Raw genomic sequence first — 16,114 nt, forward strand, 5'->3', positions numbered from 1 at the left:
CTCGCCCCGGTGACCGCGGGCATGGAGGAGCTGGTCGGCTTGTCCAAGGAATCCGAGTCCAGCGCCCACGCCACCGCCGGGGCGCACGGTCTCGTGGTCGCCAAGGAGCTGACCGGCAAAGCAGCCTGACCCGCCGGCTGGTTGCTTGAGGCAACGGGGGGCGTCAGGTCGGAGACTTCATCGACGCAGTGATCGACTCCCTCGGCACCTGGCGGTAACCGGATGGGAGGAACGTCAGCTGGCCGGTGGGTTGATGAAAGTGGAGAGGGCCTCGGCTGATTTGCGGCCGTCGTGGATGGCTTTGACGTAGTCGTAGCCCGCTTGCGCGGCTGTGCGCGCTGGGGCCCGGTCGGTCACGAGTTGCTCGATCACGTCGCGGAGGGTCTGGGGAGTTGCCTCGACGATGGGCAGTTGGGCGGGTAGGAGGTCACGGACATGCTTGGCGACGTGCCCGACCGTGACCCGTCCGGCGGCCATTGCCTCGACGGCGAAGGCGCCGTAGGTACCGAGTAGCAGCTGATCCACCACGATGTCCGCGTCCTGGACGAGCTTGCTGAGCTCATCGTGCGAGACACCTCCGATCCGCTGGTACTCGATCCGGCCGTCAGCCTGCAGTTCGGACAAGACGGCATCGATCCCCGCCGTCCCCTTCTGATCGGTCCTGGACAGCGCATGGAGGACGACCGGAACGTCACGCTCGAGTACCGGCTGGGTGACCGGATCGCTGTCGAGGTTCACGGCCGCGGGCAGCCAGATGGCTCCCTCGACGTAGTCGAGGAGATCAGGTGTGGCGACGAATCGGGGCCCGTCGTAGTCGGCCAGCAGCTCCCGAAGCCGGTCGACCGCCGCCTGCAACAGGACCGTCCCGCGATTGGTGGGGTCGGCGAACGGCGAGTGGGGGTAGAGGTCTCGGTGCTGGGCCGGATCCCGCACCTCAGGCCCGTGGAAGACGACGCCGTGTTTGATGCCGGCGGCGTCGAAGAGCTGGAGGTCCTTGCTGAACCAGGTGCTCTCCGAGTCGCCGAGGATCGGACGGCCGCCTTCGGCCAGTACGTGGGAGACGTTGTTGAGGAAGTAGTCGGTGGTGGCGACCTTCCAGTTGAGACTGGAGGTGTACCGCTCCCGCTTGATCGTCCAGTCGGCAGGCAGGTCGTGTTTGCCTGCCTCGATCCGCATCGACATCCCGAAGACGCCGGGGTGGTTGCGTTCGATCGCCTGCGCCCAGCGCCCGGCCTGGCCGGCCGTGTTCAGAGGACCGATGAAGACCTGTGGCGGGGCGGGCGGCGCGGTCGCAGGCAGGGTCTGGCCGACGAGGTCGCCGTACAGCTCTCGCAGATGGCCGGCCTGGCCCTCCCAGGACATCTCGCGTTGCAACTGCGGATCGGCTGCCCGCTCCCGGTACGGGGCAGGGTTCGCCAGGACGCGGGTGACCTTGGCCGCGAGATCCTTCGGGTTCTCGACCTCGAAGACCTCGCCGACTCCCGTCTCGTTCATGAACTCGGTCAGGCTCTGCATGTTGCTGGTCACCACCGGCAAGCCAGCGAACAAGTACTCGAAGACCTTGTTGGGCAGGGCCATCTCGTGGCTGGGATAGCGCAAGATCGGGATGAGGCCGACATCGGCGGTACGCAGGAACGGGACTACTTCTCCGGGGCCGACCGGGTTCAGGTAGTGCACCCGATCCTCGACCTGCAGCGACTCCGCCAGGTCGCGGAGCTCTTGGACCGGCTTCGTCCCGATCGACGGGACGCAGACCACGGCGAGGTGCACGCCGGGCAGGTCCAGGAGCGCCTGGATCGCGGTCTCGACGCCGCGGGCGTGGGTGATACCGCCGCTGTAGACGATCAGCGGAACCTCGGCTGCGAGCCCGGTCCGGGCGCGCAGGTCGATGATCTCGGCCGAGTCGTCGAACTGGCTGGGGGTGTTCATGATGACGGTCGGTTCACGCTTCAGCCTATGGTCGGCTTGCAGGGCGCGAGCGATCGCCGGGCTGACAGTGATCACCCGGTCCGCGGCGCCGATGTTCTCCCGCTCGTGCTGGGCCCAGGCAGCGATGAACCGGGGCGTCCGGCCGCCGTACCTCGAGAGTCCCTTGACGTACTCGTGTGCGTCGTAGACGACCTCGAGTTTGCGACCCCGCAACGCGGCGCGGCCGGCGGCCCGCGCCGCCACCCCGATCAGGTGCATGTCGTGGGCGTGCAGGACGTCCGGTGCCAGCTCGTCGATCACGTCCGCGAAGATGTTCTCGTAGTCATAGGCTTCCGGTACGACGCGTCGCCAGTCGACCGGCCACGCGACCTGGCCGAGCCGCTCGTCCCACCATTGCCAGACGGACCGGAACCGCTCGTGCTGAGGCTCGGTGGCCGCGTCACGAGCCGTGGCTCCCCGGCGGGCCAGGTTCAGGGTCCGCTTCCGAAGGCCCCGGCCCACTACTCCAAACCGATAGCGCAACGGACTGATCGATCCCGCCTTGCGGTCAGCAGTGGCACGACCTGACGCGGCCTTGAGGTCGGCGAAGCGGGCGTCGATCGCGAGCTGCCGGGCAACTGGAAAGGTGTGGTGCCGGTAGCCCACGAAGGGGATCCGCCGCGCCCGCCGTCTGGCCCGGCGCCGGTTCCGGCCGTCGCGCAGCGGGAAGGCACCCGGCAGCCGCATCATCACGATCCGGCCGTCCAGAGATTCCAGCGACTCCGTACCGCTGGCCGATACCCCGAGCAAGGTCACCCGCAGACCAGTACGAGCCAGCGCCACCGCTTCCTTGAGCACCCGCGCGTCGTTGCTGATGTCGTTGGCGACCATCATGAGCACGTGTGGTTCGGTGGGTGTCGACCTCATCGTGCCCGCGTCTCCTCAGGGAGAATGTACTGATCCGGAGTATCTGCGACCTGGCTTCGGTCAAGATCGAAGCATCGTAGCTCCTCGGATCCCGCGGAAGCGCGCAAGTGTAATGTTCTTCGGTGAGTCCAGATCCGGTCACCGACAGCAGGAAGGCCTTCGCGGTGCGTAGTCGTGGCCTTCCGGTGGTCCTGCTGGTGCTCGGGGTGGCGGTGAGTTCGACCTGGATCGTCACCGCCGCGCGAGGTGTCGGCTACGGATTCGACATCACCGACGAGGGCTACTACCTGCTGTCCTACCGCTGGTGGAGCAGCAATCCGCTGGCGCTGACCGGGATCCAGTACATCTACGGGCCGATCTTCCAGTTGCTGCACTGGGACATCGAGAAGCTGCGGATCTTCCGGCTGGTGACGGTCGTCCTCGGGCACGTGTTCTTCGGGTGGAGCTTCATGCGCTGGCTGCGGGTCCGCCGCCCGGACGCGCCGAAGACCAAGCTCTGGGAGTACGCCGGAATCGCCGCGATCCTGGCGGCCGGCGGCATGACCTACAGCTGGCTTCCCCTGAGTCCGGGCTACAACGACGTCATCCTGCTCGGCGCCCTCACCGCGGTGTCCTGTGTGCTCTGGTCCGCGACCGCCATCGAGCAGGACAAGAAGCCGCCGATCTGGGCACTCACCCTGGCCGGCGTGGTGATCAGCGTGATGGTGCTGGCCAAGTGGTCGTCGATCGTCGTGCTCGCCCTGATCGTTGTCGCCGCGATCGTCGTGCTCAGCGCGCAGGGGTCCCAGGCGGTTGCCCGGGGCATCGTCTGGGCGCTGGCCGGCGCCACCGGAACCGCCGTTCTGGTGCAGCTGCTGGTCGTGTCGCTGACAGACGCCATCCCCGGCATCCTCGCGGTCAACCGGTTCATCGCCGGCAACTCCTACACCCCGGCCACGCTCGTGCAGATGTACTGGACGACCGGAATGCGCCTCGTCGAAGAGACGGTCAAGCAGCACTTCCCACTCTTCATTGCCGCAGCGGTCGCCGTGGCCGTCCGAGGCCGCAATCCCGTACTCCGAACAGCCACCTGGCTCATCACGGCCGCCACCCTCGCCTGGTCGATCCACCAGGCACTCGACAAGGGCGGCCTCCACGGCGGCTCGCCCAACAACGGCAAGTTCCAGGTCACCCTGCTTGCCGCCGTACTGGTTGCCATCATCACCACGGTCGTCGCCTTGATCACCCGGCAATGGACACCAGGCAAGGAGAATCCTCGATCCTGGGTGATCCTCGGCCTGCTCCTCGTGCTCCCGTTCGTGCAGGCGTTCGGGACCAACACCGCGATCTACACGATCGGCTTCAACGCCTTCGCTGCTTGGGCCGCGCTGATGATCGCCGCCCTGACCGGCATCGACAAGGCCCCGCTGGTCGCCCGGACGGCAACAGCCCTGGTCACCGTCTGCGCGCTGGTCGCCGTCGGCTCGATCGCGTACGGCGGCCAGGTTCTCCACCCCTACCGATCCCCACCGCGCAGCGCCCTCACCACGGCGACCAAGCTCAAGCCACTCGGCGGTCTCGAGCTGGCACCGGACACGGCAGCGAAGTACACGGCTCTCGACGAGCTGCTGAAGCCGTACACGACCCCGTCCGGCCGGCCGATCATCGCGCTGGACAAGATGGCCGGCATCGTGTTGATGCTGCGTGCCCGCCCGTTCGGCGAGGCGTGGGTGGCGCCGAAGGAGCGCGAGCGGACCGCCGCCGGTATCACCGAGGTGTGCTCCACGAAGGAGCCCTGGCCCGGGAATCGCCAGCCGTTGTTGTTCTTCAATCGCCCGGTCAGCCAGCTGGAGATCGACGCGTTGCGGACCTGCGGGCTGGACTTCGATGTCGACTACAAGTTGATCGCCCCACCTGCGACGACGATGAACCTGCAGATCTACGTCCCGACCGCCGAGCTGGCCAGGCACACTCCCTGATCGCAACCCCGCCAAGGCCCAGTGAGATCCTGGTGTCCCACGCGAGGAAGGGTACGGATGATCAAGGTTGCGGTGCTGGGCGCCAAGGGCAAGATGGGCGCTCAGACGTGCCAGGCTGTTGAAGCCTCCGACGATCTGGAGCTTGTTGCCGCCCTCGACCAGGGTGATGACCTGGACGAGCTCACCAACGCAAAAGCCGAGGTCGTCGTCGACTTCACCCGGCCCGAGGTCGTGATGGACAACCTCGGCTGGTGCATCGGGCACGGCATCCACGCCGTCGTCGGTACCACCGGCTTCACCGACGAGCGCCTGACGACCCTGCGTACCCAACTCGAGGCCAACGCAGGTACCGGCGTACTGATCGCCCCCAACTTCTCCATCGGCGCGGTGCTGATGATGCAGTTCGCGGCCAAGGCAGCCCCGTACTACGAATCGGTCGAGATCATCGAATTGCACCACCCCGACAAGGTCGATGCACCCTCCGGTACTGCGCAGCGCACCGCGCAACTCATCGCCGAGGCTCGCAAGGCGGCCGGCTCAGCCTCGATCCCGGACGCCACCAGCACCGGGATCGAGGGCGCGCGCGGAGCCGACGTCGACGAGATCCGCGTGCACAGCGTCCGCCTGCGCGGGCTCGTCGCGCACCAGGAGGTCCTGCTCGGCGACGTCGGCGAGACGCTGTCGATCCGGCACGACTCGATGCATCGCGAATCGTTCATGGCCGGCGTGCTGCTCGGAGTACGGAAGATCGTCGGAACGCCCGGGCTCACCGTCGGCCTGGAGCACTTCATGGACCTCAGCTGAAAATGACGGCCAAGCGGGTAGTAGTGGTGATCGCGGTGGTCTTCATCGCGTACGCCGGGCTGCTCGGCTGGCGTGGTGTCCTGCTGATCGGCACCGGCGACCCGGTCGCGATCGTGCTCGGCATCGCGGTGCTGGTGATCCCGCTCGTCGGGCTGTACCTCGTCTGGCGCGAACTCCAGTTCGGCCGGCGGACCGAGGCGCTGGCCAGAGAGTTGGCCGAGTCGGGCGGGTTGCCGGTCGACGACCTGCCGAGGCGGCCGTCGGGGCGGATCGACCGGGCGGCAGCGGACGCCGCCTTCACGAAGTACAAGGAAGAGGCCGAAGCGGCGCCGGACGATTGGCGGGTCTGGTTCCGGCTGTCGACCGCCTACGACGCGGCCGGCGACCGCAAACGGGCCCGCGCCTCGATGCGAACGGCGATCGAGCACCGTACTGAGCGGTAAGCCGGGAGTTTCCTGGGAGTTGGCTGGGAACGTCCGGCGCAGCCTGACAACGCGGTGCGGATCGGGATACCTTCAGGGTGTGCGTGGCGACCGCCACGGACGAGGTCGGAGACTGGGTGGGCCGTCCTTTGCCTTCAGACGGGTCTCGCCGCGGCTCGGACGACGCCCAGGCAACGGGTTTCGGTGATCTTCTCCGCCGGCACCGGCGCGACGCCGGATTGTCACAGGAGGGACTGGCGGAGCTCGCCGGTCTGAGCGTCGACGCCATCGCGGCGCTCGAGCGAGGTCGTCGACGAGCGCCCAGACCGCACACGCTCAGGCTGCTCGGAGACGCTCTCCACCTCGGTGCGCCCGATCGCGCCCAGCTCACCGCCGCTGCCCGCCGCGACGACAACGTCGTGCCCCGCTCGGCGATGCGTCCGGCACCGGTTCCGGCGAACGAACTGGTCGGCCGTGCGGACGAGCTCACCGAGGTCGGCCGGCTCGTCGGCGAACGCGTCACCCGGCTGATGACGCTGAGCGGTCCGGGCGGCGTGGGCAAGACCCGCCTTGCGCTCGCGATTGCCGCCGAGGTGGCTCATCAGTTTGAGGACGGCGTCTGCTGGGTGCCGCTTGCCCCGGTCTCGGATCCGGCCGCGGTCGCTCCGGCGGTGGCCGCGTCGACCGGACTGCACCCGCTCGACGGGGCCCGGCTGATCCAGGAGATCGCCGAGCAGATCGGCCGGCGCAACCTGCTGCTCGTCCTCGACAACTGCGAACACGTCGTCGCCGACACCGCGACGATCTGCTCGGCGTTGCTCGAGCTCTGCCCGAACCTCTCCATCCTCGCCTCCAGCCGCGAGCTGATGCGGATCGCCGGCGAGAGCGTGTACGTCGTCCAGCCGCTCGCCCTGCCGGAGACGAACGCTCAGCTGGACACCTCGCCCGCGGTCAAGCTGTTCATCGACCGGGCGACTGCCCGTGGGCATGAGCCGCTTGAGCAGCGTGAGCAGGTGGCCCGCGTCGTACGCCGCCTCGAAGGCATGCCGCTCGCGATCGAGCTGGCCGCCGCCCGCACGAACGTCCTGACCGTCGAAGAGCTCGCCGCCGAACTGGAGACCTCCTTCGGCATCCTGGCCGGCGGCTCCAGTACTGCGGGGCCGCGGCAGCAGTCCCTGTACGGCGCGATCGGGTGGAGCCATGACCTGCTGACCCCGCAGGAGCGCGAACTCTTCGCTCTGCTGTCGGTCTTCGTCGGCGGCTGGACTCTGAACGCAGCGGCCGCTGTGCTCTCCGGCACGGTCGTGCCCGGTCCACTTGAGCGAGCACGGGCGCTTGACCTCACCAGCCGGCTCGTGGACAAGTCGTTGATCCGGGTGAGCCGCGATCGGGGCATCGCGCGGTACGACATGCTCGCCGTGATCCGCGAGTTCGCCGCCGACCAGCTGGCCGCTGCCGGACGTACCGAGGAGATCGCGCGGAGCCACGCGGCCTTCTACATCTCGCTCGCCGAAGAGGCCGAGGGCCATCTGCGCGGCGCGAACCAGGCCGACTGGCTCGACCGCCTCGACGGTGAGCTCGACAACCTCCGCGCCGCGATGTCGTGGTCGTTGAGATCCGGTACTGCGGGCGAACCCGTTCGCCTCGCAGGTGGACTGTGGTTGTTCTGCTACCTGCGAGGCCACTACGCCGAGGGCAGCGAGTGGCTCGAGCGCGCGCTGGCCCTGACCGGCTCGGACGGGGTCGAACCGCAGTACCAGGCGAAGGCGGCGCTGGGAGCGGGGATGCTGGCCTTCCTGCAATGCGAGTACGGCGTGGCGACGACGCGACTGGAGTCGGCGCTCACGCAGTACAAGGAGCTCGGGGACACAGCCGGTACTGCGCTCGTCATGCAGAGGCTCGGGGGAGTGGCGCGTGAGCGTGGCGACTACGAGACGGCGGAGAACCTGCATTGCCAGAGCTACGACCTGTTCGAGAGTCTTGGCGATCGGTCGGGGATGTCGTGGGCGCACAACCATCTTGGGTTTGTCGCCTGGTTGCGTGGGGATCTCGAGATCGGGGCGCGGCGATGCAAGCGGGCTCGGGACAGCTTCCGGGTGCTCGGCGACGGTGAGGGGCTGGCCTGGTCGCTGATCAGCTTGGGCACGATTGCGCAGTACAGCGGTGAGCTGACCGAGGCCGAGGACCTGCTGCTGGAGAGTCTGGCGCTGTCGCAGCGGCTCGGGTATCGCGAAGGGGTCGCGTGGTCGCTCAACCAGTTGGGGATCGTCGAGCGGCGGCGCGGGTTCACCGATCGAGCGGTGCACCTGCTCGACGAGAGCCTGGCCGAGCATCGCGATCTGGGTGACCGGTGGCGGACCGCGAGCGTGCTGGAGGAGCTGGCGACGGTTGCTCAGCAGCGGGAGCGGACGGAGTACGCGGCGTTCTTGATCGGCGCGGCTGACGGGATCCGTGAGGTGATCGGCGCGCCGGTACCGCAGGTCGAGAAAGCGGACCAGCTCGCCACCCGCCGCGCCATCGAGCAAACCCTCGACCGTCGCGCCTTCCGGGCAGCCTGGTCTGCCGGCCGCGCAGCCCCGCTCGCCGCAGTAGCCGACGGATACCCCGGGGCGGGCGGCGCCGGCGCTCCGGACCGCTCGAACCGCCTCTGAACCCGTCGCCGGCCGCGACCGGGCTCTGGCAGTCGGAACGGGTCCGGTACGACGCGAAGAACCGGCTCGTCTACACCGCGGACGCCGAGGGGAACCGGATCCCCGACTTCAGCTACGCCGGCTACAAGTACGGCGACAGCCCGATTCCGGATGTCTTGACCGTGACGACGATCAAGCCGATCGAGGGCGACAACACCGCTCATCTGCAGGCTGCGATCGATGAGGTTGGCCAGCGCATCCCCGACCACAGCGGCTTCCGCGGCGCGCTACTGCTTGCCCCCGGCAGCTACCCGGTCGCCGGCACGCTCCGGGTGAACCGGTCCGGCGTCGTACTCCGCGGTTCCGGCGACGGCGCCGACCCCAAGCGCAGCACCATCATCCAAGCGACCGGCAACACGCCTGTCTCGCGGGATGTGATCGTGCTCGGCGGCAGTACGAGTAAAGGCTGGCGCGGCCAGGTACCGGGCACCAAGACCGACATCACCAGCGACTGGGTGCAGGTCGGATCCCGCTCGTTCGAGGTCGCCGACGCCAGTGCGCTCGAAGAGGGCGACAACATCATCCTGATCCACCCGTGCACCGAGGCCTGGCTCGCCGCGGTCGACCACGGCGGTACGGCGACCGACGACGGCTGGACCGTCGGCAGCCAGCCGATCACCTACAACCGGTACATCCAGTCGATCCGCGGCAACACGGTGACGGTCGATGTGCCGCTCTTCGAGCATCTGCGGCGCGAACTGGCCCAGTCCTACCTCTACGTCTGGGACCGCGCCGGCCTGGTGACCGGCGTCGGGGTCGAGAGCCTGCGGATCGACATCCAGTTCGCGGGCGACCCGGATGTCGACGAGGCGCACGCGTGGGTCGGCGTGAAGGTTCGCCAGGTCGAGGACGCCTGGGTCCGGGACAGCACCTTCCTGCACTTCGCGAAGGCCGGCGTCGAGACCACCGAGGCCACCCGGGTCACCGTCCGGAACTGCCGCGCCCTCGATCCGGCCTCGGTCGTCACCGGCCGTCTCCGCTACAACTTCAATTGCGAGGCGTACTCCCAGCAGGTGCTGTTCGTGGACTGCAACGCCACCAAGGCCCGGCACGCCTTCATCTCGAACGGCGCCAGCAGCGCCTCGGGCATCGTGTTTCTGCGCGGTACTTCGGAAGGCGCGCTCGCGTCGAGCGAAGGCCACCGGCGCTGGAGCCAGGGACTGCTCTGGGACAACCACCGCGACCTCGCGCCGCGGGTCCGTCTCACGCTGGGGATCTACAACCGGGGCGACTACGGCACCGGGCACGGCTGGGCGACCTCGCACTCGGTGGGCTGGAACTGCGACACGGGCACCGCCAAGCTCGTCGTCCAGAAGCCGCCGACGGCGCAGAACTACGCGATCGGCTGCCGGGGAGTGGTCACCGGCGACGGCCCGTTCAGCCAGCCGGCCGGCTACATCGAGGGTGCGAACCGTCCGGGTCTGTTCCCGCCGTCGCTCTACCAGGCGCAGTACCTGGATCGCCATCAGTGAGGTTCGATCACAGAAAAAGCCTCGCGAGGCACCACGACCTGGGGGATCGAAGGTACCTCGCGAGGGATCTGGGAGCCGGGATGCTCCATCGATGAACGAGGTCCCGGCCGGCTGCGTTTCTGTCTGACCCCCCAGGCAGTCCCCCCACCCCACAGCCGGCCGAAGCCGCGTTCGGCGATCTCACCTAGCATCGGGCCCTCCCGGCCGATGCCCGGTTATCCCGCGCTGACTCAAGGTTGCCGTGGTCACGCTGCGTGGCACAGGGACGGAACCCTGACATGACCCTGACAAACGCAGGGTGACAACGAACGCCTCGTCATATTCTCGCGGATCGTGACGAGATGTTCGCTTTCCGTGCGGTGGGAATGGCAGTAATTCGCCACCGCAATAACGCTCAGTGCAGATATCCCGAGACGGCTTTGGTGAATCCGGCAATCCGGTTCAGTGGCGTGCCGGTATCACCCTCGTCGTCGGATTGCGGTACCGACGGGGCCGGAATTCCCTCGCCCTTGCAACTGACGTCGTGGGCCGGCGCCACCCCGGTGGTGAGGAAGGTGTTGATGATCTTGTCGGCGCACTTGTTCACGCCGCCGTAGATGCCGTGGTCGCCTTCGCCGGTGATCGTGAGCAGCCGCGACCCGGCGTACCGCTCGTGCGCCGCGGTGGCCAGCGAGGCGTTGGTGGCGGGGTCGTGCGAGGACTGCACCATCAACGTCGTCGGCAAGCCTTTGCCGGTCGGAGTCGGCATCTCGAGGGCCGGCCGATCCCAGTAGAAGCAGGGGTTCTCGTTCATCGTCCAGCCGATCAGCGGGTACTTCGGGCCGAGGTCGGCCGCGAGGTCGTCGCCGGTCTCACGACCCTGCGGCCAGGCGGTGTCGTTGCAGGTGACGGCCGTGAACGTCGCGCTCTCCGCGTCGTCGGCGAACGCCTGGCCGACCGGCGGCAGGCCGACCGGTCCGCGGGTCGCGCGCCGGACGAGCTCCTGCTGACGAGCCAGCGGCAATGCGTCGACCTTGCGTTGTGCCGCCTTCGGCCCATCGGCAGTCTGTGCGGCCGAGAGTCCGCGGAGAAATGCGAGATCCAGCGCGAGCGACTGGAAATCCATCTTTGTATACATATCCGAGGAGACGATCTGATCGAGCGCGTTCTGGTCGTAGGTGATCTTCATCGACCCGTCCAGGAACTCCTCGACGGCCGGCTGCTTTTTGAGTTCCCGGCGCAGCCGCTCATAGGTCCTGATCACCAAGCGTGGCGATGAGCCCAGGTGCAGCCGGTCGTCGTACTTCGCCGCCCACGGAGCGAAGTCTTCGCGGAAGCGCCGCTCGAACGCCTGCGGCTGCGCCTCGAAGGTCTCCGACCACGGCCGGGTGAAGTCCGTGTTCGAGTCGAGCACGAAGCGACCGACGTGGGCCGGGAAGTAGGTCTGGTAGTACGCGCCGAGCCAGGTGCCGCCGGAGTACCCGAGCCAGTCGATCTTCTCGTAGCCGAGCAGTTGGCGGATCAGGTCGATGTCCTGGACGGTCTGCGCGGTGTTGACATAGGGCAGCAGTCCGCGGGACTGGCGTTCGCAGTACGGGCGGTTGAGCATCGCCGCTTCGGAGATCAGGTTGAGGTTCTCGCTGTCGCGGTCGCGTGCGTCCATGGTGAAACCGGGGGCGCCTTCGCAAGTGACGTTGGAGCTGTCCCCGGTGCCGCGCGGGTCGAACCCGACGAACAGGTGATCCTTGCCGAGGCCGGCCTGACTGGCCAGGTACGGCGCCATGCCGAGCCCGGCTCCACCGGGTCCACCGGGATTGCCGAAGATGACGCGGCTGGGCTTCGCCTTGCTCTTGCCGGCCGGGGCCACCTTGCTGACGGCGAGGCCGATGTCGTTCCCGGAGTACTGGTTGGACCAGTCGCGCGGGGCGACGATCTTGGCGCAGTAGGTCCGGTACTCCGGGTCGCCACACTGCGTCCAGGTGAGCTTCTGCTTCAAGTACCGGTTGGCCACTTTGTTGGGGCCCGACTGCACCCGCTCCGAGCCGGTCTGCAACGAGGCGGTCGCCCCGGAGCCCGGAATCGCGAGCAATGCGGCGGTACTGATACCCAGGGCGACGGCCAGGGTACGGAACTTCATAGATTCTCCAAGGACAGCCAAGCGTGATCGGACCGTCGCAATCTGTCATGTCACGCACTGCGGGTCGAGCACCACCCCCGGCCCGTCGCCGATCGCCTCGGATGCTAAGGGCGCAAGCTCATTCCGGACTGGACAGGTCTCCGATTTTGGTCGTCACTCCGCGCCGTGCGGGGGCTGTGGAAAACCAGGGCGAGAAGGTGGCTGTAGGAACTAGCATCTGGTCGATGCGGATGCTGCTGAGGTACGCCTACCGGGTGGTGCCGGGTGCGACCGTGGCGACGTTGCTGCTCGCGCTGGCGTCGGCGGCCTCGGCGGCGGTGCTCAATCTGCTGATCGGGCGGGTGGTCGGGGCGCTGCCCGGCGTACTGGACGGCGGACCGGTCGGCGGTGCCTTCGTGGCACTGTTTGTTGCTTTCGGCATCGTCTTTGTGCTGGGCGGGGTGCTGCCCGAGGTGTTGTCGACAGCGCAATGGATGCTCGCGCAATCCGCCGCATATGACCTGTGGCCGCGGCTCGCGTCGCCGTTGCTCGCGCCGCGGCGGATCGCTCATCTGGACGATTCGGTCGTGCTGGACGAGGTCGAGCGGGCGCGTGGTGGGCACGGGTGGGCGATCGAGGCAACGATTGGCCGGGTGGTCGGGTTGTTCTCCGCCCGGGTGATGTTGATCGGTCAGACGGTGCTGGTCGGGGCGCTCTTCAATTGGGTCGTCGCGGTGGTGCTCGCGGGGGCCGTCTTGCTGACGGAGCGGCGCTACCTGAAGAAGCTCGACGGTGAGCTCGAGGCGTACCAGGGGATGACGGAGGATCAGCGGCGAGCGCAGTATCTGTTCGAGTTGGGCACTGACGAGGGTGCGAAGGAGTTGCGCGTCTTCGGGTTGCACGGCTGGCTGGTCGACCGGTATCGGACCGAGTGGACGGAGGCGATGCAGGAGATCTGGCGCACTCGGCGGTCGGGCGCGATCCGCGGGATGATTCCGCTGGCGGGTTATCTGCTCGTCTTCGCTGCCGCGATCCTGTACGTCGCCCTGCGGGCCGGCCGCGGCGATCTCGGTGTCGCGCAAACGGCGACAGTGCTCCCGGCGATGTTGACGCTGGCGGTGAGCATCTCGCCGTATACCGCGCTGCAGGTGAGGCGTGGCGTTACGGCGTACCGGGCGATGCTTCACGTGCCGGTGCTGATCGCTGAGCGGCATCCGGAGACGGGCTTGGTGGAAGCCGATCTCAGTGAGGCGCCGCGGGAGGTGATTCGGTTCGAGCAGGTTGGGTTCAGGTACCCGGGGAGTGATCGCGATGTGTTCGACGGGCTTGACCTTGAGCTGCGTAGTGGTGAGGCGCTGGCGTTGGTCGGGGTCAATGGGGCGGGCAAATCGACGTTGGTGAAGCTGCTGACGGGGACGTACCAGCCGACGCGCGGGCGGATCACCGTCGACGGTGTGGACCTCGCGACGCTTTCGCCTGCTGCGCTGGAGGTCTGGCAGCGGCAGGTCGCCGCCATCGCGCAGGACTTCGTCCACTTTCCTTTGTCCGTCCGGGACAACATCGGCTTCGGGCGGATCGAGCGGTACGACGACTCGGTTGGTCTGGTGCGAGCGGCGTCCGGGGCCGGAGTGGACGACCTGATCGATGGGCTGCAGCTTGGCTGGGACACCGTGCTCGACAAGGCCTGGGAGGGCGGGGCGGACCTATCCGGTGGGGAGTGGCAGCGGATTGCGCTGGCTCGGGCGCTGTTCGCCGTACAGGGCGGGGCGAAGGTACTGGTGCTCGATGAACCTGCTGCCGCGTTGGATGTTCGGGCGGAGGCGCGGCTGGTGGCGGAGTACCTGGATCTCACCCGCGGGTTGACGTCGCTGATCATCTCGCACCGGTTCTCGGTGGTCCGGGACGCGCATCGGATCTGCGTGCTCGACGGCGGCCGGATCGTTGAGTCGGGGACTCACGCTGAGCTGCTGAGCCTGGGCGGGCGTTATTCGGTGATGTTCCGGTTGCAAGCTGAGCGCTATCTGGGGGGCTCCGAGGATGCGTGAGCAAATGCGGACCTTGTGGCTGTGGTTGATGACGGGGTTGCGGGCGGCGCCGTTCCACTCGACGGCGCTGGTGGTCATCCTCTGCCTGCAGGCGGCGATCGCGCCGGTGCGGACGTACGGGGTGAAGCTGATCCTCGACGGTGTGGGTGGGGCTGGTGATGGGCCGATTCGGTTGGGTGTGCTGGTCATTCTTGCGACCTTCGCGGTGGCCTTCGCGGCGACGTCGGTCGATGGGTATCTGGAGAGTGCCGGTGCGGATCGGGTCGAGCGATGGGTGCTGTCCGACATCCTGCGGCTGACCACGCACATCCCCGGCATCGAGCAGCATGAGCGGCCGGACGTGGCGGATCGGCTGGCTCAACTCCGCGACGGCGCTCGCGAGTTGGGGTGGGCCGCCGTGGTGCTGTTCCAGTTGATCTCGACGGGCGTCACCATCGCGCTCGTGGTGGCGATGCTCAGCGGCGTACATCCGATCTTCGGTGTCCTTCTGGTACTGGCCTTTGGGCAGGTGTGGGCCGCGAACCTCGACTCGAAGTGGATGCAGGAGGCGATGGAACGGATGCAGCCGTACGGGCGGCTGGTGCGTTCCTTGGCCGAGCTCGCTCGTGATCCGCGGCAGGCGACCGAGCTGCGCGTCTTCGGCCTCGGCCCGACGCTGCTGTCCCGGATCCGGTCGCTGTCGGGGACCATGTACGCCGATGAGCGGCGGGCGATGGTTCGCGGGCTGGTGGTCGTCACGCTGGCCAAGACGGTCTTCCGGCTCGCGTACCTCGGTGCCGTGGTGTACCTGATCGTGTTGGCGGGGCGAGGGGCTGCGTCTGTTGGGGACCTGGCCTTGGTGGTGCTGCTTGCTCCACAGGTTGATGGGGCTGCGTCGGAGGCCGGTGACGGGGTCAGCCGGATCGGGGGCGCGCTGCGGAGCTTTGGGCGGTATCGCTGGCTGCGGGACTATGCGTCGGCGCATGACTGGAAGTCGAGCGTGGGGTTGGCGCCTGGGCGGTTGGTTCATGGCATTGAGTTGCGCGACTTGTCCTTCGCTTACCCGGGTACGGATGCTGTGGTGCTGGACTCGGTCAATCTGGTGATCCCGGCGGGGACGAGTGTGGCGCTGGTGGGGGAGAACGGGGCTGGGAAGTCGACGTTGGTGAAGTTGCTGTCGCGGATGTACGACCCTTCCTCTGGCTCGATTCTGGTGGACGGGGTGCCGTTGTCGACGATCGATCCGGTGGCCTGGCGGGAGCGGTTGTCGGCGGGGTATCAGGACTTCGTCAAGTACGAGTTCGCCGCGCGTCTCGTGGTGGGGGTCGGCGATCTTTCGCGTCTTGATGATGAGTCGGCTTTGCGGGCTGCGTTGGCGCGTGGGGAGGCTTGGGAGCTGGTTGAGTCGTTGCCTCGCGGGCTGGAAACGCAGTTGGGGACGCGGTTCTCGGAGAGCTCGGAGCTGTCGGGTGGGCAGTGGCAGCGGCTCGCGCTGGCTCGGGCGTTTCTGCGCGAGCGCCCGCTGGTGCTGCTGCTCGACGAGCCGACGGCTGCACTCGATCCCGAGGCGGAACACGCTTTGTACGAACGATTCGCGGAGGCGTCGCGGGTGGCGGCTGCGGAGACGGGTGGGATCACGGTGCTGGTCTCGCATCGGTTCTCGACCGTGCGGATGGCGGATCTGATCGTGGTGATGGATCAGGGGCGGGTGGTCGAGGTCGGGAGTCACCGGGAACTGGTTGCGGCGCGGGGGCGGTACGCGGAGCTGTTCGAAGTACAGGCTCGGGCGTATCGCTGACGTTTTTGTCGGTCGT

General features: G+C 67.7%; 9 protein-coding genes. 7 read left to right on the forward strand and 2 right to left on the reverse strand.

Annotated features, from left to right (window positions below):
* Nucleotides 1-234: 234 nt before the first annotated feature.
* A complete protein-coding gene (locus OHA70_RS28180; RefSeq protein WP_328322684.1) occupies nucleotides 235-2,835 on the reverse strand; it encodes a glycosyltransferase family 4 protein in 2,601 nt (866 codons plus the stop codon).
* Between the two features lie 122 nt (nucleotides 2,836-2,957).
* On the opposite strand from OHA70_RS28180, the gene OHA70_RS28185 reads away from it, so the two are divergent.
* From OHA70_RS28185 to OHA70_RS28205, 5 genes are all read left to right on the forward strand, one after another.
* Nucleotides 2,958-4,793 carry a hypothetical protein gene (locus tag OHA70_RS28185; protein ID WP_328322685.1) on the forward strand — a complete coding sequence of 612 codons (1,836 nt, stop codon included), beginning with the start codon at nucleotides 2,958-2,960 and terminating at the stop codon, nucleotides 4,791-4,793.
* A 57-nt stretch (nucleotides 4,794-4,850) separates the two neighbouring features.
* Entirely contained in the window at nucleotides 4,851-5,597 is a 747-nt protein-coding gene (gene dapB, locus OHA70_RS28190) for a 4-hydroxy-tetrahydrodipicolinate reductase (RefSeq protein WP_328322686.1), read from the forward strand.
* A gap of 2 nt (nucleotides 5,598-5,599) precedes the next feature.
* Nucleotides 5,600-6,040 carry a hypothetical protein gene (locus OHA70_RS28195; RefSeq protein WP_328322687.1) on the forward strand — a complete coding sequence of 147 codons (441 nt, stop codon included), beginning with the start codon at nucleotides 5,600-5,602 and terminating at the stop codon, nucleotides 6,038-6,040.
* A gap of 83 nt (nucleotides 6,041-6,123) precedes the next feature.
* Nucleotides 6,124-8,670 (forward strand): ATP-binding protein, encoded by a 2,547-nt coding sequence (locus OHA70_RS28200; RefSeq protein ID WP_328322688.1) that lies wholly within the window; start codon nucleotides 6,124-6,126, stop codon nucleotides 8,668-8,670.
* A gap of 161 nt (nucleotides 8,671-8,831) precedes the next feature.
* Complete coding sequence (locus OHA70_RS28205; RefSeq protein ID WP_328322689.1) at nucleotides 8,832-10,181, forward strand: hypothetical protein; 1,350 nt, start codon at nucleotides 8,832-8,834, stop codon at nucleotides 10,179-10,181.
* Between the two features lie 394 nt (nucleotides 10,182-10,575).
* Here the strand turns inward: OHA70_RS28205 and OHA70_RS28210 are convergent, their stop codons facing one another.
* Nucleotides 10,576-12,297 (reverse strand): alpha/beta hydrolase, encoded by a 1,722-nt coding sequence (locus OHA70_RS28210; protein ID WP_328322690.1) that lies wholly within the window; start codon nucleotides 12,295-12,297, stop codon nucleotides 10,576-10,578.
* 224 nt (nucleotides 12,298-12,521) lie between these two features.
* On the opposite strand from OHA70_RS28210, the gene OHA70_RS28215 reads away from it, so the two are divergent.
* Nucleotides 12,522-14,321, forward strand: coding sequence for an ABC transporter ATP-binding protein (locus OHA70_RS28215; protein ID WP_328322691.1), 1,800 nt, complete (start codon nucleotides 12,522-12,524; stop codon nucleotides 14,319-14,321).
* Nucleotides 14,322-14,325: 4 nt separating this feature from the next.
* Nucleotides 14,326-16,098, forward strand: a complete 1,773-nt coding sequence (locus OHA70_RS28220; protein ID WP_328322692.1) for an ABC transporter ATP-binding protein — start codon at nucleotides 14,326-14,328, stop codon at nucleotides 16,096-16,098.
* Nucleotides 16,099-16,114: the final 16 nt, after the last annotated feature.

This window comes from Kribbella sp. NBC_00382 (genome assembly GCF_036067295.1).
Lineage (GTDB): Bacteria > Actinomycetota > Actinomycetes > Propionibacteriales > Kribbellaceae > Kribbella.